Source organism: Serratia sp. FS14 (genome assembly GCF_000695995.1).
GTDB lineage: Bacteria > Pseudomonadota > Gammaproteobacteria > Enterobacterales > Enterobacteriaceae > Serratia > Serratia nematodiphila.
On the sequence record NZ_CP005927.1, the window covers coordinates 5,042,677 to 5,066,229 of the forward strand.

Here is a 23,553-nt window from a genome sequence, read left to right on the forward strand (position 1 = left end):
TGATTTACATACATTCGCGAATGTATGTACCATAGCACGCACATATAATTAACGCAGCAATGGGTTTTAAAGCTTGTGATCCATTGATCATTTTGAAATCGGACACTTGAGGTTTTTCTATGAACAAAAACAGAGGGTTAACGCCTCTGGCGGCCGTTCTGATGCTTTCAGGCAGCTTAGTGCTAACAGGATGTAACGATAAAGAAACCCAACAGCAAGGCGCCCAACAGCAGGCTCCTGAAGTGGGCGTAGTCACTTTGAAGGCCGAGCCTCTCAATATCACTACCGATCTTCCTGGCCGCACCGCTGCGTATCGCATCGCCGAAGTTCGCCCTCAGGTCAGCGGCATCATCCTGAAGCGTAATTTCGTTGAAGGCAGCGATATCAAGGCCGGGACGTCTCTGTACCAAATCGATCCCGCGACCTATCAGGCCAGCTACGACAGCGCGAAAGGCGATTTGGCCAAAGCGCAGGCCAGCGCTTCCATCGCGCGCGTGACGGTAAACCGCTACAAGCCATTGCTGGGCACCAGCTATATCAGTAAGCAGGACTACGACAACGCCGTCTCCACGCTGCAGCAAGCGGATGCCGCCGTGGTGGCCGCCAAGGCCGCCGTGGAAACCGCGCGCATCAACCTGGCGTACACCAAGGTGACCTCTCCGATCTCCGGCCGCATCGGCAAATCCGCCGTGACCGAAGGCGCGCTGGTCAGCAACGGCCAGGCAACCGCCCTGTCCACCGTGCAGCAGCTGGATCCGATGTATGTCGACGTCACCCAGTCGAGCACCGACTTCCTGCGCCTGAAGCAAGAACTGGCCAGCGGCGCGCTGAAGCAGGAAAACGGTAAGGCCAAGGTGAAACTGATGCTGGAAAACGGCACCGAATACGCGCAGGAAGGCACGCTGGAGTTCTCTGACGTCACCGTCGATGAGACCACAGGCTCCATCACCATTCGCGCCCTGTTCCCTAACCCGAACGATACGCTGTTGCCTGGCATGTTCGTGCGCGCCCGTCTGGACGAAGGCGTACGCAGCGATGCGTTGCTGGTGCCTCAACAGGGCGTCACCCGCAACCCGCGCGGCGACGCGACGGCGTTGGTGGTAGGGGCAGACAACAAAGTTGAGCTGCGCACGCTGAAGGCGGACCAGGCGATTGGCGACAAATGGCTGGTTACCGATGGCCTGAAAGCCGGCGATCGCGTGATCGTCTCCGGCCTGATGAAAGTGCATCCGGGCGCGCAGGTAAAAGTGCAGGAAGTTGACACTCAGGCGCAAAAACAGCCGCAGTCTGAAGCGCAGAAGTCATAAAAAGGAGCCTGTAATACATGGCTAAGTTCTTTATAGACCGCCCAATTTTCGCCTGGGTAATCGCCATCATCGTCATGTTGGCGGGGGTGCTTGCAATAATGAAACTGCCAATCGCGCAGTATCCCACTATTGCACCGCCGGCGGTGAGTATTTCCGCCAACTACCCGGGCGCAGATGCCAAAACGGTGCAGGATACCGTCACACAGATTATCGAACAGAACATGAACGGTATCGATAACCTGATGTACATGTCCTCCACCAGTGATTCCTCTGGTAGCGTCACCATTACCCTGACGTTTGAATCCGGCACCGATCCTGACATCGCGCAGGTTCAGGTTCAGAACAAACTGTCGTTGGCCACCCCGTTGCTGCCGCAAGAAGTTCAGCAACAGGGCCTGAAAGTAGAAAAATCCAGCAGCAGCTTCCTGATGGTGGCCGGCTTCGTTTCCGACGATCCGAACATGACGCAGGACGATATTGCGGACTACGTGGCGTCCAACATCAAGGATCCGATCAGCCGTTCGTCCGGCGTGGGTGAAGTGCAGCTGTTCGGTGCCCAGTACGCGATGCGTATCTGGCTGGATCCGAACAAGCTGAACAACTACCAGCTGACGACCACGGACGTGACCTCCGCCATCACCGAGCAGAACAACCAGATCGCCGCAGGCCAGCTGGGCGGCCTGCCGCCGGTGCCGGGGCAGCAGTTGAACGCCTCGATCATCGCGCAGACCCGTCTGACTTCGCCGGAAGAGTTCGGCAAGATCCTGCTGAAGGTGAATACCGACGGTTCCCAGGTGCGCCTGCGCGACGTCGCTCACATCGAGCGCGGCGCGGAAAGCTATGCCGTTACCGCACGTTATAACGGCAAGCCTGCCGCCGGCCTGGGTATCAAGCTGGCAACCGGCGCCAACGCCTTGAACACCGCCAAAGGTGTGAAAGACGAGCTGGCCAAGATGGCGCCATTCTTCCCGCAAGGGATGAAAGTGGTTTATCCGTACGACACCACCCCGTTCGTTAAAATCTCCATCAACGAAGTGGTGAAAACGCTGATCGAAGCCATCATCCTGGTGTTCCTGGTGATGTATCTGTTCCTGCAGAACTTCCGCGCGACGCTGATCCCAACCATCGCGGTGCCGGTAGTACTGTTGGGGACCTTTGCGATACTCGCGGCGTTCGGCTTCTCGATAAACACCCTGACGATGTTCGGCATGGTGTTGGCGATCGGCCTGCTGGTGGATGACGCCATCGTGGTGGTGGAAAACGTCGAGCGCGTCATGTCCGAAGAGGGGCTGCCGCCGAAAGAAGCCACCCGTAAATCGATGGGCCAGATCCAGGGCGCGCTGGTGGGCATCGCCATGGTGCTGTCAGCGGTATTCGTGCCGATGGCGTTCTTTGGCGGCTCAACCGGCGCCATCTATCGCCAGTTCTCGATCACCATCGTGTCCGCGATGGCGCTGTCGGTGCTGGTGGCCTTGATCCTGACGCCGGCGCTGTGCGCCACCATGCTCAAACCGATCCCGAAAGGCGATCACGGGGTTAAAACAGGCTTCTTCGGCTGGTTTAACCGCATGTTCGAGAAAAGCACGCATCACTATACCGACAGCGTGGGCAACATCCTGCGCAGCACCGGCCGCTATCTGATCATCTACCTGCTGATCGTGGTTGGCATGGGCCTGCTGTTCCTGCGCCTGCCTTCCTCGTTCCTGCCGGACGAAGATCAGGGCATCCTGTTGACCATGGTGCAGTTGCCTGCCGGCGCCACCGAGTCCCGCACCAACAAAGTGCTGGAAGAAGTCTCTGACTACTTCCTGAACAAGGAAAAGGACAACGTGGTTTCGGTGTTTACCGTCGCGGGCTTCGGCTTCAACGGTAACGGCCAGAACAACGGCCTGGCATTCGTCAGCCTGAAAGACTGGGGCGAGCGGCCGGGGGCCGGGAACAAGGTAGAAGCGATCGCCGGTCGCGCCATGGGCGCCTTCTCGCAGATTAAAGAAGGCCTGGTGTTCCCGTTCAACCTGCCGGCGATTATCGAACTCGGTACCGCAACCGGCTTCGACTTCGAGCTGATTGACCAGGGCGGCCTGGGGCACGAAAAACTGACCGAAGCGCGTAACCAGCTGTTGGGCATGGTTGCTCAGCATCCGGATGTGCTGGTGGGCGTGCGCCCGAACGGCCTGGAAGATACGCCGCAGTTCAAACTGATCGTCGATCAGGAGAAAGCCAAGGCGTTGGGCGTGAGCATCACCACCATTAACAGCACGCTGAGCACCGCGCTGGGTGGCTCGTACGTCAACGACTTCATCGACCGCGGTCGTGTGAAGAAGGTGTACGTACAGGCCGAAGCGCCGTTCCGCATGCTGCCGGAAGACATCAACAAGTGGTATGTGCGCGGTACCAGCGGCCAGATGGTGCCATTCTCCGCCTTCTCTTCGGCGAAATGGGAATACGGCTCACCGCGTCTGGAACGCTATAACGGCTTGCCGTCGATGGAAATTCTGGGCCAGGCCGCACCGGGCAAGAGTACCGGTGAAGCGATGAACCTGATGGAGCAACTGGCGTCCAAACTGCCAAGCGGCATCGGTTACGACTGGACCGGCATGTCCTATCAGGAACGTCTGTCGGGCAACCAGGCGCCGGCGCTGTACGCCATCTCGATTCTGGTGGTGTTCTTGTGTCTGGCGGCGCTGTATGAAAGCTGGTCCGTGCCGTTCTCGGTCATGCTGGTATTGCCGCTGGGGGTTATCGGTGCGTTGTTGGCCGCGACGATGCGCGGCATGAACAACGACGTATACTTCCAGGTAGGGTTGCTGACCACCATTGGTCTATCGGCGAAGAACGCCATCCTGATCGTGGAATTCGCCAAAGACCTGATGGAAAAAGAAGGCAAAGGCCTGATCGAGGCGACATTGGAAGCAGTGCGTATGCGTCTGCGTCCAATCCTGATGACGTCCCTGGCCTTCATCCTCGGGGTTCTGCCGCTGGTTATCAGCAGCGGCGCAGGCTCCGGCGCACAGAACGCGGTTGGTACCGGCGTAATGGGCGGGATGATCACCGCGACCGTATTGGCGATCTTCTTCGTACCGGTGTTCTTCGTGGTGGTTCGCCGCCGCTTCAGCAAGAAGAACGAAGACCTGGAACACAGCCACCCGGTAGAGCACCACTGATCGCTCAGTGATGTGAGCTCCACCCGATAATCGAAAAGGCCGCGCATGCGGCCTTTTTCTTTTGCTTCAGTTGCTTAATGCAAACCGTTCTCATTAATTCGCTCGTGAGTGCAATTTACGCTTGATCATGATGCCAGGTCGGCGCATAATTATTGTTATAGTATAACATTACACGAGAGAGCCATTATGAAACCCGGCATCCATCCCGATTATCGCACCGTGGTGTTCCACGACGTCAGCGCCAATGCCTACTTCAAAGTGGGATCGACCATCAAAACCGATCGCACTATCGAACTGGACGGCGAAAGCTGGCCGTATGTCACCCTCGACGTCTCTTCCGCTTCGCATCCGTATTACACCGGTAAGCAGAAAGACTATTCCAAAGAAGGCAGCACGGCGCGCTTCCAGCAGCGCTTTGGCCGCTTTATCGGCAATAAGTAACAAGGAAACCCCATGCAGGTATTGAGTTCATTGCGTTCGGCGAAAAATCGCCATCCGGATTGCAAAGTCGTGCGTCGTCGTGGCCGCATCTATGTGATCTGTAAAAGCAATCCGCGATTCAAAGCGGTACAGGGACGTAAGAAAAAGCGTTAACTCCCAAGTGTCATCTGTCGCAAAGCCCCGTTGCTGCTCAACGGGGCTTTTTTTATGGCGAGAAAGTGCCTGCAAGCTGTCCCCCACCCGCGGGCGGGGGGCAGAGATTACTTCATGCTGCTCAGCAACGTGTCGACATTGTGTTTGAACGCCTGCTCATAGGTGGCCGCCGGACCGCCGGCGCGGGAGAGCGCTTCAGGGTACAGCTCGCCGCCCGCCTTGGCGCCGGTGGCGGCGGCAATCTGCTTCACCAGCCGCGGATCGGTCTGGTTTTCGATAAAGTAAGCGTTAACCTTCTCCTGTTTAATCTGCTTAATCAGGCTCGCCACGTCGCTGGCGCTGGCTTCCGCTTCGGTGGAAAATCCGACCGGGGCAAGGAAGGTGACGCCATACTCTTGTCCAAAGTAGCCAAAAGCATCATGGCTGGTCAGCACCTTACGTTTCTGCGGTGGCACTGCGGCGAACTGGGTTTTGGCCCACAGATCCAGCTTTTGCAGCTGCTGAATGTAGTCGGCGCCGCGCTGGCGAAAATAGTTGGCATCCTCAGGATCGGCGGCGATCAGGGCGTTCATCACGTTGGTGGCGTACTGCACGCCGTTTTTCATGCTGTTCCAGGCGTGAGGATCGGTAATCGGTTCGCCATCCTCTTCCATCTGGCGGGTGTTGATGCCCTGTGAAGCGGTGATCACCTGCCCTTTATAACCCGAAGCATTGACCAGGCGATCGATCCACCCTTCCAGCCCCAGGCCGCTGACGAATACCACATCAGCCTGAGCCAGCTTCTTGCCGTCCTGCGGTGAAGGCTCGAAACTGTGCGGATCGCCATCCGGCCCCACCAGCGTGCTGACCTTGACGTGATCGCCGCCCACCTGCTTGACGATATCTCCGAGAATGGAAAAGCTGGCGACGGCGTCGACGGTCTTCGCCATCGCCAATGGGCTGGCCAGCAGAGCAGCTACCGCCAGCGATATAGGTAAACGTTTCATATTTTCTCCTTGCAAATGGCACTTCTCAACGGCGCGCAAAGGCGTAAATGCCTCCGCGCGTTCCAAACAGGATCGAGACAAAAAAGAGGATGCTGGCGCTGAGCACGATCGCCGGGCCGGCGGGAAGCGAAGCGTGATAGGACCACACCAGCCCAATCAGACTGGAAAGCGCGCCGATGCCCATCGCCGTCGCCAGCGTCTGCGGCAGATTGCGCGCCCAGAAGCGCGCGCTGGCGGCGGGCAACATCATTAACCCAACCGACATCAGGGTGCCGAGGATCTGGAATCCCGCCACCAGATTGACCACCACCAGCGCCAAAAACAGGCCGTGGATCAGCGCCAACCGGCGCGGCGCGTTAACCCGCAGGAAAGTGACGTCGAAGGATTCGATAACCAGCGCGCGGTACAGCGCCGCCAGCGCCAGCAGCGAAACCGAGGCGATAGCACCGACCATCAGCATCGCCTGCGCATCCACCGCCAGGATCGAACCGAACAACACGTGCAGCAGATCCACGCTGGAACCACGCAACGAGACCAGCGTGACCCCCAGCGCCAGTGAGCCCAGATAGAATCCGGCGAAGCTGGCGTCCTCTTTCAGCGGCGTGCGGCGGCTCACCAGGCCGGACAGCATCGCCACCGCCAGCCCGGCGATAAAGCCGCCTACGCCCATCGCCACCAGCGACATGCCGGAAATCAGATAACCGATCGCCGCGCCGGGCAACACCGCGTGGGACAACGCATCCCCTACCAGGCTCATGCGGCGCAGCAACAGAAACACGCCCAGCGGGGCGGCGCTGAGCGACAACGCCAGACACGCCATCAGCGCGCGGCGCATAAAACCGAAAGAGAGGAAAGGATCGATAAGCGCATGCCACAGCATCATGGCGCCACCGCCCTCAGATCCGGCTGCCGTTCGGCGGCGTGATACCTCGGCACCTGCTCCAGCACCCGCTCGGCCGCGCCCCAGTGGCAAGCCTGCGGCGTCAGCAACAGCGCCTGCGGAAAATGCTCGGCAACCATCGACATATCGTGCAGCACGGCGATCACCGTTCTCCCCTGCCGGTGCAGCTGCGCAATCACCTGCAGCAAAATTTGCGTGGTGGCGCTGTCGATGCCGGTAAAAGGTTCATCCAGCAGGATCAGCGGCGCCTGTTGGACCAGCAGGCGCGCAAACAATACCCGCTGCAGTTGGCCGCCGGAGAGCTCGCCCACCGGGCTGTGCGCCAGCACACTCATGCCGACGCTCGCCAGCGCCTCATTAACCTGGCTCGCCGCATGCTGGTTCATACCGCCGAACATGCCGCTTTGCGGCCAACATCCCATCGCCACCAGATCGCTTACCGCGATCGGGAACTGCCGATCCAGCTCCGCCTGCTGCGGTAAGTAAGCTCTGCGCGGCGGCTTTCCGCCACTGAAATTCAGGCTGCCGCCCATCGGCGGCAACAAACCGGCGAGCGTTTTCAGCAATGTCGATTTTCCGGCCCCATTGACGCCCACCACCGCGGTTAACGAGCCGGCGGTAAACTGCCCGCTAAGCGGCGGGAAAAGCGGCGTGGCGCCATAGCCTAGCATCAGCTGACGCAGGATGATCATGGCAGCGATACCGCCCAAAAGATGCCGAGCCACAGCAGAGCCAGCAGCACAACGGCCCCCGCACAACGCGCGGCGGCGGAGGTGGTGAACAACGAATTCAGTGACGACGCGGCGCCATGTCGTGAAGTGGGAATCAATGTGATGACCAAAATGATGGGTAGAAGTTATAATATAACATCACAACAACTGCCGTAGCTCAAGCTATGGCGCGACAATAATGCAACGGAACGTAACAATCCCTCGCACAGCGGATCTCCCCCCGCCCCCTTACAAAACCCAGGGATATTTCCATTCGGTTGGAATGTTGGCGTAAGGTAAAGAACAGCGGTAAATCGAAAAATTTACCGACGAGGGCGGAAAAGGAGTAAGATAAGCAGATAACATTGTTGTTGGCCGAGATTAATGCTTGTTACCCTTGCCTGTAACCTGGACGTCAACGCACTTTCTGTTAAAAAATTAAAGAAAGTGGTTCATGACAATATTGCGGAGTTAGTGCCGGCGCTGACCAGCGGACTCAGCTTTTATTCTGAAAGCGCACGCTATGCCGAAGATTCATTAGAAATACTTGATATAGTGCAGCAAGGTGACAGCGATTATTCAATGAGTTATCGTTATAAGTGGGGCATTTTTAATGCCTGCCTGGATATCAACAGCGAAGATATCATCAACGACAGCGTCCGGTTTCGAGTGACGGCGCGGGGTTTAATCTTCGACATCATTGATAACTCACGCCCATCAACTGCGGATGAATTGTAAGTTTAAGTAATAACTACAGGCCAAACGCGAAAAAATGATTTATATTCATTTTACGGGAAGTTTATTTAACCACCGTTAAGCTGCCTCCGTTCATGATGTAAATCAGCTTACTCACATAGTGTTATCACACCGCAATTAAGACTTACGGAGGGGATGATATGGATGAGTATTCGCCTAAGCGACACGACATTGCTCAGCTCAAATTCTTGTGCGAAAATTTGTATGATGAAGGTATCGCTACCCTGGGAGACAGTCATCATGGGTGGGTCAACGATCCGACGTCCTCCGTCAACCTGCAGCTTAATGAGTTGATCGAACATATCGCTTCGTTTGTGATGAGTTATAAAATTAAATACATGGACGAATCTGACCTGTCGGAGTTAGTCGAAGAATATCTCGACGATACCTATACGCTGTTCAGCAGCTATGGTATCAATGATTCCGACCTGCGCCGCTGGCAAAAAACCAAGGCGAGATTATTCAGAATGTTCTCAGGAGAGGACATCTGTACGACAATGAAAACTTAGGGGATAATTATTCCCAAGCTATTTTACGGTTATTAAACTAAAGGCCACCATGACTAAAACCGACTATCTGATGCGTTTACGTAAATGCACCACGATTGATACTCTCGAACGTGTTATTGAGAAAAATAAGTACGAGCTTTCCGATGATGAACTGGAGCTGTTTTACTCAGCGGCAGATCATCGTCTGGCAGAGCTCACCATGAACAAACTGTATGACAAAATCCCCACCTCCGTTTGGAAATATGTCAGATAATCAGCCCCAACGCGTTGAGCCGATGCTTTTATCGGCTTCAATGTTCAAGTTGAATACGTACTTTTCCTATTGACAGTAAAACTTCACTTGCGTTCCCTCTTCCGATAATAATATTGCGCGGAAACAATTTTCTTTTTTAATCGAGACAGGTTATCTCATCGCCCGCCTCACTGTGCCCACTCCCCAGAACCGCTAATTCATTATCCAAAAGAATTGAAGGCGGGAAGAAAAGAAATGCGTGTCGCTCTGCCTGATGACAGAAATGGATAATAGATACGTGGAGGAGAGGTGGCAAAAGCGCGGATTGGCGAAGCCCAAATGGGTGGGGACCCTGCCAGCTACATCCCGGCACACACGTCACCTGCTGCGGCTGCTTCCTTCCGGACCTGACCGAGTTCACAAGTTAGTGTTGCGGGAGAACCAACAGGGCCCCCATTGACGGCTTCTGTACTCCGAAGCGGTGGGCATTATCGGCGATGCCCCACCAAATAGCAAGCCAACCGGGGCCAACCGCTGTTTTCTTGCCCACCTGCATTGTGGCACACTCTTCGCCTGGATTTTGATTCGCGCAGGAACAGCAATATGCAACCAGAAGACGCCTCTTTCAGCCAGCGGGTTTTCCATATCGTGGCCGCCATTCCTTACGGCAAAGTCACCACTTACGGTGAAGTCGCCCGGCTGGCCGGCTCGCCGCGCGCCGCGCGTCAGGTTGGCGGCGTGCTGCGGCGTTTGCCGGAAGGCAGCACGCTGCCCTGGCACCGGGTGATCAACCGCCACGGACAGATCTCGCAGCAGGGGGAGGATTTTCAACGGCAACGGCAGGCACTGCTGGCGGAGGGGATAATTTTCGGCCCGCACAGCACGGTCGATTTCGAACGCTACGGCTGGCGCTGGTAAAACAAAACAGCCTTTGGCCGAAGCGCAAAGGCTGTTGATTTCATCTTGCTGTACCGCAGTAAGTTTACTGCATGGCGGTTGGCGCAGCCTGCATCGGCACGCCCTGCACCGGAACCAGCAGCAGATCGGCGCGGGTGCCGTTGCGGTTAACCACTTCCTGGATCGTGTCGGTAATGAACATCAGGCGCCCGTTGACCGTCACCGCCGCGCTCAGAATGATGCGCGCATTCGGTTGGATGTCGGACGGGTTGTACGGCAGCGTAAAGCTGAATGGCGCCTGCTGTCCTTCAGTACGCACCGCGCGCTGTGCAATCACTTTGGACGGCGCATCTGCCAGCGAAGCGTCAGAGAGGGTGACCGTCAGTACGGCGTCCGGCGGCAGCGCAATGCGCTGACGTATATTAACCGAACCTGTCACCGCCGGGCCCTGAATCTGCGTTTGCGCAGCCGCCGGGTTACCGGCCGTCTGTGTAGGCACATCGGCACTCTTTTGCGCGCATCCTGCCAGCGTGATCGTCAGTGCCGCGGCACCGCCTACGATTTGCCAGAGTTTCATGGATCGGTCTCCTTTTTTATTATCAACATGTTGGTGGCTTTCACCACCCCACCTATTAAACCTAGCACAAAACACTGATAAATCCACTTTACCCCGCCTATTAATCACTTAAACAGCCCAAGGCGTCCATGATTAAGAGCATTCTCATCGGTCCCTTAACGCAAAATGTTGACGCCGCGCCGTGATATTCCGCACACTGCGCAAAATGATTATTAGAAAGGTAACAACTTTATGAGCCAGGCATTGCAAAACCTCCTCGATCTGCTGGATCTGGAGAAAATCGAAGAAGGGTTGTTCCGCGGTCAGAGTGAAGATCTGGGGCTGCGCCAGGTGTTCGGCGGGCAGGTGGTCGGCCAGGCGTTGTACGCCGCCAAACAGACGGTACCGGACGAACGCAGCGTGCATTCGTTCCACAGCTACTTCCTGCGCCCGGGCGACAGCAGCAAGCCTATCGTTTACGACGTGGAAACCCTGCGCGACGGCAACAGCTTCAGCGCGCGCCGCGTCAGCGCCATCCAGCACGGCAAACCTATCTTCTATATGACCGCCTCCTTCCAGAGCCCGGAAGAAGGTTTCGAGCACCAGAACCAGATGCCGGACGTGCCGCCGCCGGAAGGGCTGCTGTCTGAGTCAGAGATCGCCCAGAAGCTGGCGCATATGCTGCCGGAAAAAGTGCGCGAAAAATTTATCGGCCAGAAGCCGATCGAAATGCGCCCGGTGAAATTCCATAACCCGCTGAAAGGCAGCGTGGAAGAACCGCATCGCTACGTGTGGTTCCGCGCCAACGGCAGCATGCCGGACGATCAGCGCATCCACCAATATCTGCTGGGCTACGCGTCGGACTTTAACTTCCTGCCGACGGCGCTGCAGCCGCACGGCGTCGGCTTCCTCGAGCCGGGCATGCAGGTGGCTACCATTGACCACTCAATGTGGTTCCACCGTCCGTTCCGCATGGATGACTGGCTGCTGTACGCGGTGGAGAGCTCCTCTGCCTCCGGCGCACGTGGCTTTGTACGCGGCCAGATTTATACCCGCGACGGCGTACTGGTCGCCACCACCGTACAGGAAGGGGTGATTCGCCAACGCGACGCCTGATCCGCAGCATAAAGAAAGGGGCGATGTTTCCATCGCCCCTTTTGGCTTCATCATTATTTTAGTCTTTAGCGCACTGCCCTGCTTTGAGCCTTACTGGTTGTAGGCGCTCTCGCCGTGGCTGTTGACGTCCAGCCCCTCGCGTTCCTGCTCCTCCGGCACTCTCAATCCAACCATGGCGCCCGCGATCTTGAAGGCGATAAAGGCGGCGACGCTCGACCACACCAGCGTGATCAGCACGCTCACCAGTTGGATCCAGACCTGATGGCCCATCGTCACCCCTTCGGCGTAACCGGTGCCGCCCAGTGAAGAGGCGGTGAACACCCCGGTCAACAGGCAGCCGACGATGCCGCACACCCCGTGCACACCGAACACGTCGCAGGTGTCGTCCACTTTCAGCCATTTTTTCAGCGTCACGACGCCCCACAGGCCGGCGACGCCGCCCACCAGACCGATGATCAACGCCCCGCCCACGCCCACGGTGCCCGCCGCCGGCGTCACTGCTACCAGCCCGGCGATCATGCCGGAGCAGGCGCCCAGCAATGAAGGCTTGCCGCGCAGCACCCACTCGGCGAAGGTCCAGGAGAGAATGGCGCCCGCAGTGGCAACCACGGTGTTGAGGAATGCCAGAGCCGCAATGCCGTTGGCCGCGCTGGCGGAACCGGCATTGAAGCCGAACCAGCCGATATACAGGATGGACGCCCCGGTAAACACCATCGGCAGGTTGTGCGGTTTGAAGGCCTCTTTACCGAAGCCGGCGCGCTTGCCAATCAGGTAGGCGCCGATCAACCCGGCGCTGGCGGCGTTGATGTGCACTACGGTGCCGCCGGCGAAGTCCAAGGCGCCGTCGGCGGCCAGGTAACCGCCGCCCCACACCATGTGCGCGATCGGCAGATAAGACAGCGTGAACCAGAGGATCGCGAAGATCAGCACCGCCGAGAAGCGAATGCGTTCGGCGAAGCCACCCACCACCAGCGCCACGGTGATACAGGCGAAGGAGGCCTGGAAGGCGACGTGGATCATTTGGCTGATGCTGCCGGTGACGCTGTCGATGCCGATGCCTTTCAGCATCGCCGTTTCGAACCCGCCGAACACCGCATTGCCCTCGCTGAACGCCAGGCTATAGCCATACAACACCCACAGCACGCAGACCAGCGCGAAGGTGACGGTGACCTGCGTCAGCATCGACAGCACGTTTTTGCCGCGCAGCAAGCCACCGTAAAACAGCGCGATGCCCGGCAGCGTCATGAACAGCACCAACGCGGTGCAGATCATCATAAAGGCGTTGTCGGCCTTATCAGCGACCGCCGGGGCGGCCAGGGCCAAAGAAGGAACCAGGGTTACCGAACTCAGGCCCAACATGGATAACAGTCTTTTCATTATCAATCCATCCCCATCACTTAACTGAGTTCGCGGTTACAGTGCCGATTCGTCGGTTTCGCCGGTGCGAATGCGGATCACACGTTGCAACTCGGCAACGAAAATTTTGCCGTCGCCGATTTTGCCTGTGTAGGCGGCTTTGCTAATCACATCAACCACTTCATCCAACTGATCGTCGGCGATGGCGATATCGATTTTGACCTTGGGCAGGAAATTGACGTTATATTCGGCGCCGCGATACAGCTCGGCGTGCCCCTTCTGGCGGCCAAAGCCCTTCACTTCGGTTACGGTCAACCCCTGAATACCCACGGAGGACAAGGCCTCGCGCACGTCCTCCAGCTTGAACGGTTTGATTACCACGGTCACCAGCTTCATATTGCCCCTCCACGAATTAAGCCCAAACTCACCCCTGGTACGCGTCATATGTAGCAAGGGCTGTGCCAAATTTTATTTTGCATGGCGATTCAGCGGATTAGCAGACACGCGGGCGCCGCCGCGGCGCGGCGCAGTACCGATACCTTGAATGGGTTAAATAATGCGCACTGATTTGGTGCGTGTCGCGTCGAAAAAGTGCAGAAAGGGGGCGTAGCCTGGCGGAGTTGCCTGCTTGTGGTGCGTTGGGAAAAATAAGGGCCGCGATCGCGGCCCGTGGGATCAGGCGGGTTGGCTCTCCTCGCGCACCGCTTCCGCCAACTGCTCGCCCGCCAGCTGCAGCTGATACATCTGGTAGTAGCGCCCCTGCTGCGCCAGCAGCTGTTGATGGTTGCCCTGCTCCACCGCCTGGCCGCGATGCAGCACCAGAATGGAATCGGCATCGACAATCGTCGAGAGGCGGTGAGCGATCACCACCAGCGTGGTGTGCTCGCGGATCGCACGCAGCGCGCGCTGGATAGCCTGTTCGGTGCCCGAGTCGATATTGGCGGTCGCCTCGTCGAGGATCAGGATCTGCGGCGCCTGCACCAAGACCCGCGCCATCGCCAGCAGCTGTTTCTGCCCAACCGACAGGTTATTGCCCTGCTCCCCCAGTCGGGTGTGAATACCCTGCGGGAAGCCACGCACCAGATCCGCCAGCTGCACCGTTTCCAGCGCTCGCCAAACGGCGTCTTCCTCGATATTGCGCCCCAACGTGACGTTGGCCAGCACCGAATCGGCGATCACCACCGGATCCTGCTGCACCATCGCCACGCCCTGGCGCAGCGTGCGGTGCGACAAGCTGGAGATCGGGCGGCCATCGAGACGCACTTCTCCCTCGCTGACCGGGTAATAACCCATCAGCAGGTTGGCCAAGGTGCTCTTGCCGCTGCCGGTGTGCCCGACCAGCGCCACGAAGCCGCGCGACGGCACCGACAGCGAAATATGCTGCAGCACCTTTTTGTCCGCGCGGTAAGCGAAGCTCAGATCGGTGATGTCGATGCGGCCGCCGGCCAACGGACTATCGTCGGTACCGTAACTCTGCTGGCTGCGATCCATCAGTTCGAAAATGCGTTCGCCGGCCACCACTGCCTGCTGCAGGATCGACTGTTGTGACGTCAGCTCGATCAACGGTTCGTTCAAACGCCCTAGGTAGTTGATGAAGGCATAGAGTACGCCGACGCCAATCACGCCTTCACCGCTGAAGCCGAACAACATCAGCAAACCGCACAGCACCAGCGCCGAAAACAGGCTGAGCAGCGGCCGCAGCAGGAAACCGTCGAGCCGCAACGTCTGCATGCGCGCGAGATAGTGCGACTGGCTGGCGGCGCTCATGCGCTCGCCGAACCGCACCTGCTGGCGGAATTGCTGGATCACGCCCATGCCGTTGATCACTTCGTTGAAGCCGTCGTTGATGTCCGCCAGATAACTGCGCACCCGGCGCACAATCGGCGTGCTGTAATATTGATAGATGCCCATCACCACGAACACCGCCGGGAAGATGCAGATAGCCACCAGCGCCATGCGCCAGTCGAGGCTGAACATCGCCACCAGCATGGCGCCGATCAGCGCGGCGCTTTTCAGCACCGTGGAGACCACCATCACGTACAGGTCCTTGATCACTTCGGTGTCGTTGGTGACGCGCGAGATCAATTGCCCGACCGGTTGCGTGTCGAAGGCGCTGAGCGGCTGGCGCAGCGCGGCGTCCATCACGTCGGTGCGCAGCCGCTGCACCACGCCTACCGCCGCCTGGTTGAACAGCAGCGCCTGGAAGTAATGCAGCGCCGCCGCCAGCAGCTCCAGCAGAATGTAGGCCACCGCCAGCCCGCCGACGATCATCAGCGGCAGTTGCCCTTTGGCGACGTAATTATCGATAAAATAGCTCACCAGGATCGGCCCGGCGACTTCCGCCGCCGCCGCCACCCACAGCATCAGCACCGCCACCCCCAACGGTTTGCGGTACGGCGAACCGTAGGCCAGCAGGCGCTTCAGCGTCGGCCACAGCTTTTGCACTTTATTCATCGGCCAACGCCTCCTCGCCGTTTTCCGGCGCTTCGTCCAGCGCCGCTTCCAGCTGCTGATAGCGGTACATATCGCGATACCAGCCCGGCTGCGCCGCCAGCGCCGCCGGATCGCCGCGCTGCGCCACGCCGCCGTGCTGCATCACCAGGATTTCGCTGGCCTCGGTTAATGCCGACAGCCGGTGTGCGCTGATGATCACCGTGCGATCTTGCCCCCAGCTACGCAGGTTGTGCAGGATCTGGTGTTCGGTACGGCCATCCACCGCCGATAGCGCATCGTCGAGGATCAGGATCTCCGCATCCAGCAGCAGCGCGCGCGCGATGGAGATGCGCTGTTTCTGCCCGCCCGACAGCATCACGCCGCGTTCGCCCACCTCGGTGTCATAGCCCTGCGGCAGCCGCAGAATGTCCTCATGGACGCTGGCCAACCGCGCCGCCTGTTCGATCTGCGCCTGCGTCGCCCCCGGATGGCCCAGTGCGATGTTGTTCGCCACGGTATCGGAGAACAGGAACGGCGTTTGGCTCACCACCGACAGCCGCGAACGCCAGTCGTCGAGTTTGACCTGCGGCAACGGCAGGCCGTGATAGCGGATCTGCCCTTGATCGACGTCGAACTGGCGCTGGATCAGCGACAGCAGCGTCGATTTGCCGGCCCCGGTCGGCCCGCACAGCCCCAGCATTTGCCCTGGTTTCAGCGTCAGCGCCACATCGTGCAGCGCCGGATGCGGGTTTTCCGGGTAGTGGAACGCGCGGATATCCACCTCCAGCACGCCGCGCCCGGCCGGCAACGCCTGCGGGCCGTCCTGCACCGCCGGCGCCTCGTCGAGCAGGCTGCGGATGCGGCTGTAGGCCGCGCTGCCGCGCTCGACGATATTGAACATCCAGGCCAGCGCCAGCATTGGCCAGATCATCAGGCCGAGGTACATCACAAAGCTGGTCAGTTGCCCGAGCGTCAGCGAACCGTTCACTACCATCCAGCTGCCGCCGCCGATAGCCAACAGGTTAGAGGCGCCGATGGCGATATAAATGGTCGGATCGAAGCGCGCATCCACCCGCGCCACGTGCATGTTCTTGGCCCCGGTCTGCGCCGCGACGTCGGCGAAACGGTTGGATTGGTGATCTTCCAGCCCGAAGGCCTTGATCATGCGGATGCTGGTCATGCTTTCCTGCGCCTGATCGTTCAGGCTGGAAAACGCCGCCTGCGCCGATTTAAAGCGCTGGTGCAGCTGGTCGCCGTAATATTTGATGGCGATCGCCATCAGCGGCATCGGGATTAACGCCAACACCGTCAGCTGCCAGCTGATTTGGGTGCTCATCACCACCAGCACCACCACCCCCATCACCAGCGAATCCACCAACGTCAGCACGCCTTCACCGGCGGCGAACACCACGCGATCCACATCGTTGGTGGCGCGCGCCATCAGGTCGCCGGTGCGATGGCGCAGGTAGAACGCCGGGTTTTGTCGGCTGAGCTGGCGGTAAAAGTTTTCGCGCAGTTCGACCGCCAGCTGGTAGGAAGCGCCGAACAGCAGCACCCGCCACACATAGCGCAGCAGGTAAACGACTATCGCGGTGCCGATCATCAGCCCGAGCCAGGCCAACAGCACGCCGGTGGACATCTGTTTTTCGGTGACGCCATCCACGATGATGCCGACCAGCTTAGGCGGCAACAGTTGCAGGATGGCGATGACGATCAGCAGCACCACCGCCCCGAGGTAGCGGCGCCACTCCCGGCGGAAGTACCAGCCGATTTGTGCAAATAATCTCACGCAGTTTGATTCCAGGATTTTATGGGATTTGTCTCTTTTTCTGCTTCAGCAGAGCAGGATACCACCGTTGAGCCGCCCGTCCGGTGAACTTTTCACTCCGGCACCGGCAGCGCAGTGGTGTATTTGATTTTTTCCATGGCAAAGCTCGAGGTGACGTCAATAAGGCCCGGTACGCCGTTCACCAGGCGCTTATAAAAGCCGTCGTAGCTTTTCATGTCCGCCACTTCGACCTGCATCAGGTAGTCGTACTCCCCCGCCATCCGGTAGAACGCCAGCACCTCGGGCATCTGGCTGGTCAGCTGCACAAACGCCTGATACCACTCGCTGCTGTGCTGCTGGGTCTTGATCAGCACGAACGCCGTCAGCCCCAGCCCGAGCTTTTCGTTATCCAGCAAGGCCACCCGGCCGCGGATATAGCCCTCGTCCTCCAGGCGCTTCAGCCGTTTCCAGCACGGCGTCGAAGTCAAATTGACCGCATCGGCCAGCGCCTGCAGCGACTGGGTGCAATCTTGCTGCAGCATGCACAGCAGCTTACGGTCTGTTTTATCTAGCATAGCGGCCACCCGGAGAAAAATTTTCTCCCATTAGGCGATTAAACAGGGAAAATGGCAATCCTTTTTTCCCGCCGACAGGCTATGCTACGCCATAAACCAGCCCCCTATTCTGAGGCCATATCATGACAAACTCTTGGGTAAAATATGCTATCGGTGAAATAGAAGCGGATTTTCAGCGCTCCGCCGATACGCACCTGATTCGCCTGAACCTGCCGGCGTTTCCCGGCATCTGCCTGTACCTGAAAGACGAGAGCACCCACCCGACCGGCAGCCTGAAACACCGCCTGGCGCGCTCGCTGTTCCTTTATGGCCTGTGCAATGGCTGGATCACCGAGAACACCACCATCATCGAGGCCTCGTCCGGCAGCACCGCGGTGTCCGAAGCCTACTTCGCCCGTCTGATCGGCCTGCCGTTCATCGCGGTAATGCCGTCCTGCACCGCGCGCCGCAAGGTGGAACAGATCGCCTTTTACGGCGGCCGCTGTCACTTCGTCGATCATGCCGCCCAAATCTACGCTGCCTCCGAACAGCTGGCGAAAGAGCTGAACGGCCACTATATGGATCAGTTCACCTACGCCGAGCGCGCCACCGACTGGCGCGGCAACAACAACATCGCCGACAGCATCTTCCGCCAGATGGCGCGCGAACCTTTCCCGGTGCCGAAACACATCGTGATGAGCGCCGGCACCGGCGGCACCTCTGCCACGCTGGGGCGCTACATCCGCTATCAGGGGCACGACACCCAATTGACGGTGGTCGATCCGGAAAACTCGGTGTTCTATGACTGCTTCCACCACGGCGATCGCACCCTGATCGGCAGCTGCGGCAGCCGTATCGAAGGCATCGGCCGCCCGCGCGCCGAGCCGTCGTTCATCCCGTCGGTGGTCGACAACATGCTGCGCGTGCCGGATGCCGCCAGCGTCGCCACCATTCACTGGCTGGAAGGCGTGCTGGGCCGCAAGGTTGGCGCCTCTACCGGCACCAACGTTTGGGGTGCGCTGCAGTTGGCGAAGCAGATGCGGGAAAACGGCGAGCAAGGGGCGATCGTCACCCTGCTGTGCGACAGCGGCGAGCGTTATCTGGATACTTATTACAACCCGGAATGGGTCAGCAACAACATCGGCGATCTGCAGCCGTATCTCGTGCAGCTGGCGGATTTGTAACGCCAGGCTTCGGGTAAAAAAAAGCCGGGTAGTCATACCCGGCCGGCTGTAAGGAGAACCTCATTCTTCGGGGGAATAGGTGAGGCAAGGTGAACGCAGCCAATGTTGTAAATAGTGAGCCACCGCCTGTTGTTGGCAATGGCCGATAACCGGTAGCTGCGGCAGCAGGGATTTCAGCTGCGGCAGGGCGTTTCCCATCACCACGCCGTGCCCCACCGCTCCCAGCATCTCTTTGTCGTTCATCGCGTCGCCGAACGCCATGCAGTCGGCCATCGTCAGCCCCAGATGACGGCTCAGCCGCTCCAGCGCCGTGCCTTTGTTGCAACCGAGCGGCAGCACCTCCAAACAGTCGTAGGCGGAAAAGCACAGGTCTGCCTCATCGCCCAATTGCACCCGCAGCTGCACCTGCAACGCCAGCAACTCCTCATGTGGCGCGACAAAGCACACCTTGCTGTTGCCGAACGCCGGCAGACGGCGCACATCGGCCAGTTGAAAACGAAAACCGCTCAGGTGATGCGCCCGCAGCATCTCTTCCGGCACGGGAAACTCGGTCAGCCAACCTTCGTCGCGGAATACATGCATGCTGGCGCGGGTGCGCCAATGATGATGCAGCACCTCTTCGGCCACCGCCGCCGGCAGGTCGGTGGCGTGCAGCTGTTGGCCACGGTTGTCATATACCCGCGTGCCGTTGCCGGTGATCAGGTAACCCTGCAGCCCCAGTTGCGCCATGATCGGTTGCGCATCGAGGTAGTGGCGCCCGGTGGCGAACGTCACCACCATCTCCCGCTCCACCAGCTGGTTCAGCACCGCCAGCGTTTCCGGGCCAACCCGGTGATCCGGCATCAACAGCGTGCCGTCCATATCGAAAGCTGCCAGGCGATACATAAAGACCTCATGAATGTGAACGCGATTACAATCACTGCAGTATGGGATGGTATTTGCGGAAGTAATAGTGAACAATTTGAGAAAACTGTTCCGGATTTCTGCCCATGCGCCTGGTTCACCGTCTCAGCCAATATCAACGCCTGTATCAACAGCTCGGCAGCGCGCCGGTCGCCGTGACCATCGGCGAGCTGGCGGCGATGTTCTACTGCAGCGAGCGGCACGCCCGCACGCTGGTGCAGCAGCTGCAGGATCAGGGCTGGCTGAGCTGGTATTCGCAGCCCGGCCGCGGTAAGCGCGCTCGCCTGCACTGCCTGAAAACCCCGGATGAACTGCGCGCGCAGCTGCTTCAACAGCTGCTGCAACAGGGCAATCATCAGGGAGCGCTGGAGATGGCGCAGCTCGATCCGCAGCACCTGCAGGATCTGCTCAGCCCGCACCTCGGCGGGCAATGGCAGGCCGGCAGCCCGACGCTGCGTATTCCCTATTACCGCACGCTGGAAGCGCTCGACCCGCTCACGTTGACCGGCCGCGCCGAACAACATCTGGTGTCGACCCTGCACGCGGGACTGACGCGCCTGATGACCGGTAACCCGGAACCGCAGCCCGATCTGGCGCACCATTGGCAGATTAGCGATCGCGGCCTGCGCTGGCGCTTCTTTCTGCGCAGCCAGCTGCGCTGGCACAACGGCGAACCGTTGACCGGCCACCAACTGCTGCAAACGCTGGAAAAACTGCAGCGCCATCCGCGCAGCCAACCGAGCCTGGCCAACGTCGCGCGCATCAGCCTGCCGCATCCGTTGTGCATTCAGTTCGATCTGCACCTGCCGGACTACTGGCTGGCCCACCGGCTGGCGGAGCTGCCTTGCCTGATGACTCACCCGGAGCTGCCGGCCATCGGCGCCGGCCCGTTCAAGCTGACACTGAATGAGCCGCAGCTGGTGCGGCTGGAACAGCACGCCGGTTATCATCTGCAGCATCCGTATCTGGATACCATCGAATACTGGATCACCCCCGATTTACCTACCGCCGGCACCTACACCAGTTGCCAGCATCCGGTGCGCATCACCATAGGCCAGCAAGACGATTTGGCGCAGGCCCGGCCGGTGCAGCGCAGCATGAGCCTGGGCTGGTGTTATCTGGCGCTGAACCTGCGCCACGGCGTGCTGAACGAAGCCCAGGGGCAAAAGCTGCTGATGCTGATCCAGCAGTCCGGCCTGCTGAGCCATCTGCCGATCCCCAACAGCGTGATCACCCCCAGCCATGAAATGCTGCCCGGCTGGCGCATCCCCCACCAACAGGTCGAAGAGGATGTCGCCCTGCCCGCCCGGCTGACGCTGCTGTATCGGCCGCCGGTCGAGCTGGAAACGGTGACGGCCGCGCTACAGCGTTTGCTCGCGCAGCACGGCTGCGAGCTGGAAGTGCGTTACTATGCCGGCAAGCGCTGGCAAAGCGAGGAACAGATCGCCCAGGCCGATCTGCTGCTGGCGGACAACCTGATCGGCGAAGCGCCGGAGGCGACGCTGGAGAGCTGGCTGCGGCAGGATACGCTGTGGCGCGGCATCCTGACGGAAAGCCGCTGGCAGCAGCAACAGGATACGCTGCGGCAGATCCAGCAGCTGCAGGCACAGCAACCGCGTTTCGCACGGCTGCAGGCCTATTATCAACGGCTGATGGCCGCCGCCATCATCACGCCGCTGTTCCACTACCAGTATCAGATCAGCGCGCCGCCGCGCATGCATGGCGTCACGCTGACCGCCCACGGCTGGTTCGATTTTTGCCAGGCGTGGCTGCCGCCGCCGGTGGACGACGCACCGGCCTGAGCCGAACCGCCCTGCGCCTGGCGGCCCTTTCTGCTACTATTGTCGCCGCAACGCAATTTTTATCCTGCCGCCCGAATGTGTATCGGGAGAGGCCAAAGCCCAAAAAGGTGATTTTATGAAGCGCGCGGTTGTCGTTTTCAGCGGTGGACAAGACTCCACGACCTGCTTAATCCAGGCATTGCAACAGTATGACGAAGTTCACTGCGTCACGTTCGATTACGGCCAGCGCCATCGCGCCGAGATTGAAGTGGCTCAAGAGCTGTCGGTAGCCCTCGGTGCCAAGGCGCACAAGGTGCTGGACGTAACGCTGCTCAATGAGCTGGCCGTCAGCAGCCTGACGCGCGACAATATTCCGGTTCCCACCTACGATCCCAACCAGAAAAATGCGCTGCCGAGCACCTTCGTACCGGGCCGCAACATCCTGTTCCTGACGCTGGCGGCGATCTACGCCTACCAGGTCGAAGCGGAAGCGGTGATCACCGGCGTGTGTGAAACCGATTTCTCCGGCTACCCGGATTGCCGCGACGAGTTCGTTAAAGCGCTGAACAAGGCGGTGACGCTGGGCATCGCCCGCGATATCCGCTTCGAAACGCCGCTGATGTGGCTGAACAAGGCCGAGACCTGGGCGCTGGCGGATTATTACCACCAGCTGGATCGCGTACGCCAGGATACGCTGACCTGCTACAACGGCATCAAGGGTGACGGCTGCGGCGAGTGCGCCGCCTGCAACCTGCGCGCCAATGGCCTGACGCAGTACCGGGCCAACCAGGCAGAAGTGATGGCGGCGTTGAAGCAGAAAGCCGGCCTGGCCTGAGGGCAGTGACGGCGGCAGCCTATGCCGCCCGTGAGCTTACTGCGGATTATCCTTCAGCGTGAGCGCCTCCAGGTGCTCGCGCAATTCTCCTTCGATCGGCAGCGCACGCTGCGTTTTCAGATCGACGCACACGAAAGTCAGCAGCGCGTCTGCCACCGGCGTCCCCGCCGGATCCTGCGTCACCTTTTGGCTCAGCACCCCGCTCTTGCCGTTGAGCTGCACCATCTGGCTGTCGATACGCAGTTTATCCCCCAATACCGCCGGGCTGCGGTAATTGATATTGATGTTCACCACGATGAAAGCGATGTTGTTTTCCGTCATCCAGCGGAACCCGGCTTCGTTCTCCAACCACTCCCAACGCGCCTCTTCCAGAAACTCCAGATAGCGGGCGTTGTTAACGTGCTGGTAAACATCAAGGTGATAACCGCGAACTTTGATAAAGGTTTGCATAGGGAACGATCGCTCCTGCCTGGTGATTACAGAAAGAGGGAGCCGCGCTGGCTCCCTCGCCCGTTTGGTCAATGCGCCAAACTGGTAAGACCTGTAAAATGTAGCAGAGGAGTCACGGCCTCAGCGCCATTTTGCCACGCAGCCGCGACCGGGATCACATTTTCAGCCGGGTGCGGTTCTTCTCAAACAGCGCCGGCCCGATGCCCGGTACCTCCTGTAACTGCTCAACCTGGGTGAACGGCCCGTTCTGTTCGCGATAGCGCACGATGCCTTCCGCCTTCTTCAGGCCGACGCCGCTCAAGGCGGCGGCCAGTTGTTCGGCAGTGGCCTGATTGATGCTGACCGCCGCCTCTTCGGTTGCCTTGGTCATCACCGATTGTCCGCCATGGCTCGCCGGTGTTGAGAGCATCGGCGCCTCGTTTTTTTCCACCGCGGCGGCCGGGCCGGCCAGGCATAACAACAGCGCGGTCAGCGCGGCGTTAACGTGACGACGGTAACCGAAAAACGCTTTTTTCTCTGAATATTGCATGCTGTATCCTCCTTGTGTGTGACAGCACGGCT

General features: G+C 59.3%; 24 protein-coding genes and 1 other RNA gene. 12 read left to right on the top strand and 13 right to left on the bottom strand.

From position 1 onward, the window contains the following. Window positions 1-119 precede the first annotated feature (119 nt). The 4 genes from sdeX to ykgO all read left to right on the top strand — a co-directional run bounded on the left by sdeX (window position 120) and on the right by ykgO (window position 5,065). Window positions 120-1,307: a multidrug efflux RND transporter periplasmic adaptor subunit SdeX gene (gene sdeX, locus L085_RS23110; protein WP_015376861.1), complete on the top strand. Its 1,188-nt coding sequence runs from the start codon at window positions 120-122 to the stop codon at window positions 1,305-1,307. Window positions 1,308-1,324: 17 nt separating this feature from the next. Further along, window positions 1,325-4,471 carry a multidrug efflux RND transporter permease subunit SdeY gene (gene sdeY, locus L085_RS23115; RefSeq protein ID WP_015376860.1) on the top strand — a complete coding sequence of 1,049 codons (3,147 nt, stop codon included), beginning with the start codon at window positions 1,325-1,327 and terminating at the stop codon, window positions 4,469-4,471. 186 nt (window positions 4,472-4,657) lie between these two features. Beyond that, window positions 4,658-4,912: a type B 50S ribosomal protein L31 gene (locus tag L085_RS23120; protein WP_004940303.1), complete on the top strand. Its 255-nt coding sequence runs from the start codon at window positions 4,658-4,660 to the stop codon at window positions 4,910-4,912. Between the two features lie 12 nt (window positions 4,913-4,924). Then, window positions 4,925-5,065 carry a type B 50S ribosomal protein L36 gene (gene ykgO / locus L085_RS23125; RefSeq protein WP_004940304.1) on the top strand — a complete coding sequence of 47 codons (141 nt, stop codon included), beginning with the start codon at window positions 4,925-4,927 and terminating at the stop codon, window positions 5,063-5,065. A gap of 107 nt (window positions 5,066-5,172) precedes the next feature. Here ykgO and L085_RS23130 read toward each other — a convergent pair whose 3' ends face one another. From L085_RS23130 to L085_RS23140, 3 genes are read right to left on the bottom strand one after another with little or no spacing between them, the layout of a single operon-like run. Next, complete coding sequence (locus L085_RS23130; protein ID WP_044031826.1) at window positions 5,173-6,051, bottom strand: metal ABC transporter substrate-binding protein; 879 nt, start codon at window positions 6,049-6,051, stop codon at window positions 5,173-5,175. A 25-nt stretch (window positions 6,052-6,076) separates the two neighbouring features. Then, on the bottom strand, window positions 6,077-6,934 hold the full coding sequence (locus L085_RS23135) for a metal ABC transporter permease (protein ID WP_044031827.1): 858 nt from the start codon (window positions 6,932-6,934) through the stop codon (window positions 6,077-6,079). Beyond that, window positions 6,931-7,644, bottom strand: a complete 714-nt coding sequence (locus L085_RS23140) for an ABC transporter ATP-binding protein (protein ID WP_044031828.1) — start codon at window positions 7,642-7,644, stop codon at window positions 6,931-6,933. The genes L085_RS23135 and L085_RS23140 overlap by 4 nt, the downstream gene beginning before the upstream one ends. Window positions 7,645-8,046: 402 nt before the next feature. Between L085_RS23140 and L085_RS23145 the strand changes: the two genes are divergently transcribed. From L085_RS23145 to L085_RS23155, 3 genes are all read left to right on the top strand, one after another. Then, on the top strand, window positions 8,047-8,400 hold the full coding sequence (locus tag L085_RS23145; protein ID WP_004940311.1) for a hypothetical protein: 354 nt from the start codon (window positions 8,047-8,049) through the stop codon (window positions 8,398-8,400). Window positions 8,401-8,558: 158 nt separating this feature from the next. Continuing rightward, window positions 8,559-8,927 carry an Hha toxicity modulator TomB gene (tomB, locus tag L085_RS23150; RefSeq protein ID WP_004940312.1) on the top strand — a complete coding sequence of 123 codons (369 nt, stop codon included), beginning with the start codon at window positions 8,559-8,561 and terminating at the stop codon, window positions 8,925-8,927. A gap of 49 nt (window positions 8,928-8,976) precedes the next feature. Beyond that, the gene (locus tag L085_RS23155) at window positions 8,977-9,180 is read left to right on the top strand and encodes an HHA domain-containing protein (RefSeq protein WP_004940313.1); all 204 of its coding nucleotides are present in this window, start codon (window positions 8,977-8,979) and stop codon (window positions 9,178-9,180) included. Window positions 9,181-9,509: 329 nt separating this feature from the next. Here L085_RS23155 and ffs read toward each other — a convergent pair. Beyond that, window positions 9,510-9,606, bottom strand: an RNA gene (gene ffs, locus L085_RS24945) — signal recognition particle sRNA small type. Window positions 9,607-9,762: 156 nt separating this feature from the next. On the opposite strand from ffs, the gene L085_RS23160 reads away from it, so the two are divergent. Next, window positions 9,763-10,077, top strand: coding sequence for an MGMT family protein (locus L085_RS23160; RefSeq protein ID WP_015376856.1), 315 nt, complete (start codon window positions 9,763-9,765; stop codon window positions 10,075-10,077). A gap of 64 nt (window positions 10,078-10,141) precedes the next feature. Here the strand turns inward: L085_RS23160 and L085_RS23165 are convergent, their stop codons facing one another. Further along, a complete protein-coding gene (locus tag L085_RS23165) occupies window positions 10,142-10,633 on the bottom strand; it encodes a YbaY family lipoprotein (RefSeq protein WP_015376855.1) in 492 nt (163 codons plus the stop codon). A 231-nt stretch (window positions 10,634-10,864) separates the two neighbouring features. Here L085_RS23165 and tesB point away from each other — a divergent pair, with 231 nt between their 5' ends. Beyond that, window positions 10,865-11,728 carry an acyl-CoA thioesterase II gene (tesB, locus tag L085_RS23170; RefSeq protein WP_015376854.1) on the top strand — a complete coding sequence of 288 codons (864 nt, stop codon included), beginning with the start codon at window positions 10,865-10,867 and terminating at the stop codon, window positions 11,726-11,728. Between the two features lie 90 nt (window positions 11,729-11,818). Here tesB and amtB read toward each other — a convergent pair whose 3' ends face one another. The 5 genes from amtB to L085_RS23195 all read right to left on the bottom strand — a co-directional run bounded on the left by amtB (window position 11,819) and on the right by L085_RS23195 (window position 17,860). Then, window positions 11,819-13,105, bottom strand: coding sequence for an ammonium transporter AmtB (amtB, locus tag L085_RS23175; protein WP_004940322.1), 1,287 nt, complete (start codon window positions 13,103-13,105; stop codon window positions 11,819-11,821). Between the two features lie 36 nt (window positions 13,106-13,141). Continuing rightward, complete coding sequence (gene glnK / locus L085_RS23180) at window positions 13,142-13,480, bottom strand: P-II family nitrogen regulator (protein ID WP_004940327.1); 339 nt, start codon at window positions 13,478-13,480, stop codon at window positions 13,142-13,144. A gap of 279 nt (window positions 13,481-13,759) precedes the next feature. Next, window positions 13,760-15,538 carry a multidrug efflux ABC transporter permease/ATP-binding subunit SmdB gene (gene smdB / locus L085_RS23185; protein WP_044031829.1) on the bottom strand — a complete coding sequence of 593 codons (1,779 nt, stop codon included), beginning with the start codon at window positions 15,536-15,538 and terminating at the stop codon, window positions 13,760-13,762. Next, window positions 15,531-17,306 carry a multidrug efflux ABC transporter permease/ATP-binding subunit SmdA gene (gene smdA / locus L085_RS23190; protein WP_044031830.1) on the bottom strand — a complete coding sequence of 592 codons (1,776 nt, stop codon included), beginning with the start codon at window positions 17,304-17,306 and terminating at the stop codon, window positions 15,531-15,533. Before smdA ends, smdB begins: the two co-directional genes overlap by 8 nt. A 92-nt stretch (window positions 17,307-17,398) precedes the next feature. After that, window positions 17,399-17,860, bottom strand: coding sequence for an Lrp/AsnC family transcriptional regulator (locus L085_RS23195; RefSeq protein ID WP_004940330.1), 462 nt, complete (start codon window positions 17,858-17,860; stop codon window positions 17,399-17,401). Between the two features lie 122 nt (window positions 17,861-17,982). Here L085_RS23195 and L085_RS23200 point away from each other — a divergent pair, with 122 nt between their 5' ends. Beyond that, window positions 17,983-19,023 carry a PLP-dependent cysteine synthase family protein gene (locus L085_RS23200; RefSeq protein ID WP_044031831.1) on the top strand — a complete coding sequence of 347 codons (1,041 nt, stop codon included), beginning with the start codon at window positions 17,983-17,985 and terminating at the stop codon, window positions 19,021-19,023. Window positions 19,024-19,083: 60 nt separating this feature from the next. Here the strand turns inward: L085_RS23200 and cof are convergent, their stop codons facing one another. Continuing rightward, the gene (gene cof / locus L085_RS23205) at window positions 19,084-19,908 is read right to left on the bottom strand and encodes an HMP-PP phosphatase (protein ID WP_044031832.1); all 825 of its coding nucleotides are present in this window, start codon (window positions 19,906-19,908) and stop codon (window positions 19,084-19,086) included. A gap of 104 nt (window positions 19,909-20,012) precedes the next feature. Between cof and L085_RS23210 the strand changes: the two genes are divergently transcribed. Together L085_RS23210 and queC are read left to right on the top strand one after the other, a co-directional pair. Then, window positions 20,013-21,728 (top strand): SgrR family transcriptional regulator, encoded by a 1,716-nt coding sequence (locus L085_RS23210; protein WP_021504671.1) that lies wholly within the window; start codon window positions 20,013-20,015, stop codon window positions 21,726-21,728. A gap of 115 nt (window positions 21,729-21,843) precedes the next feature. Continuing rightward, window positions 21,844-22,542 carry a 7-cyano-7-deazaguanine synthase QueC gene (gene queC, locus L085_RS23215; protein WP_015376848.1) on the top strand — a complete coding sequence of 233 codons (699 nt, stop codon included), beginning with the start codon at window positions 21,844-21,846 and terminating at the stop codon, window positions 22,540-22,542. 36 nt (window positions 22,543-22,578) lie between these two features. Here the strand turns inward: queC and L085_RS23220 are convergent, their stop codons facing one another. After that, complete coding sequence (locus L085_RS23220; protein ID WP_004940344.1) at window positions 22,579-22,992, bottom strand: thioesterase family protein; 414 nt, start codon at window positions 22,990-22,992, stop codon at window positions 22,579-22,581. 154 nt (window positions 22,993-23,146) lie between these two features. Further along, window positions 23,147-23,521 (bottom strand): ComEA family DNA-binding protein, encoded by a 375-nt coding sequence (locus L085_RS23225; protein ID WP_004940345.1) that lies wholly within the window; start codon window positions 23,519-23,521, stop codon window positions 23,147-23,149. Between the last annotated feature and the right edge of the window lie 32 nt (window positions 23,522-23,553).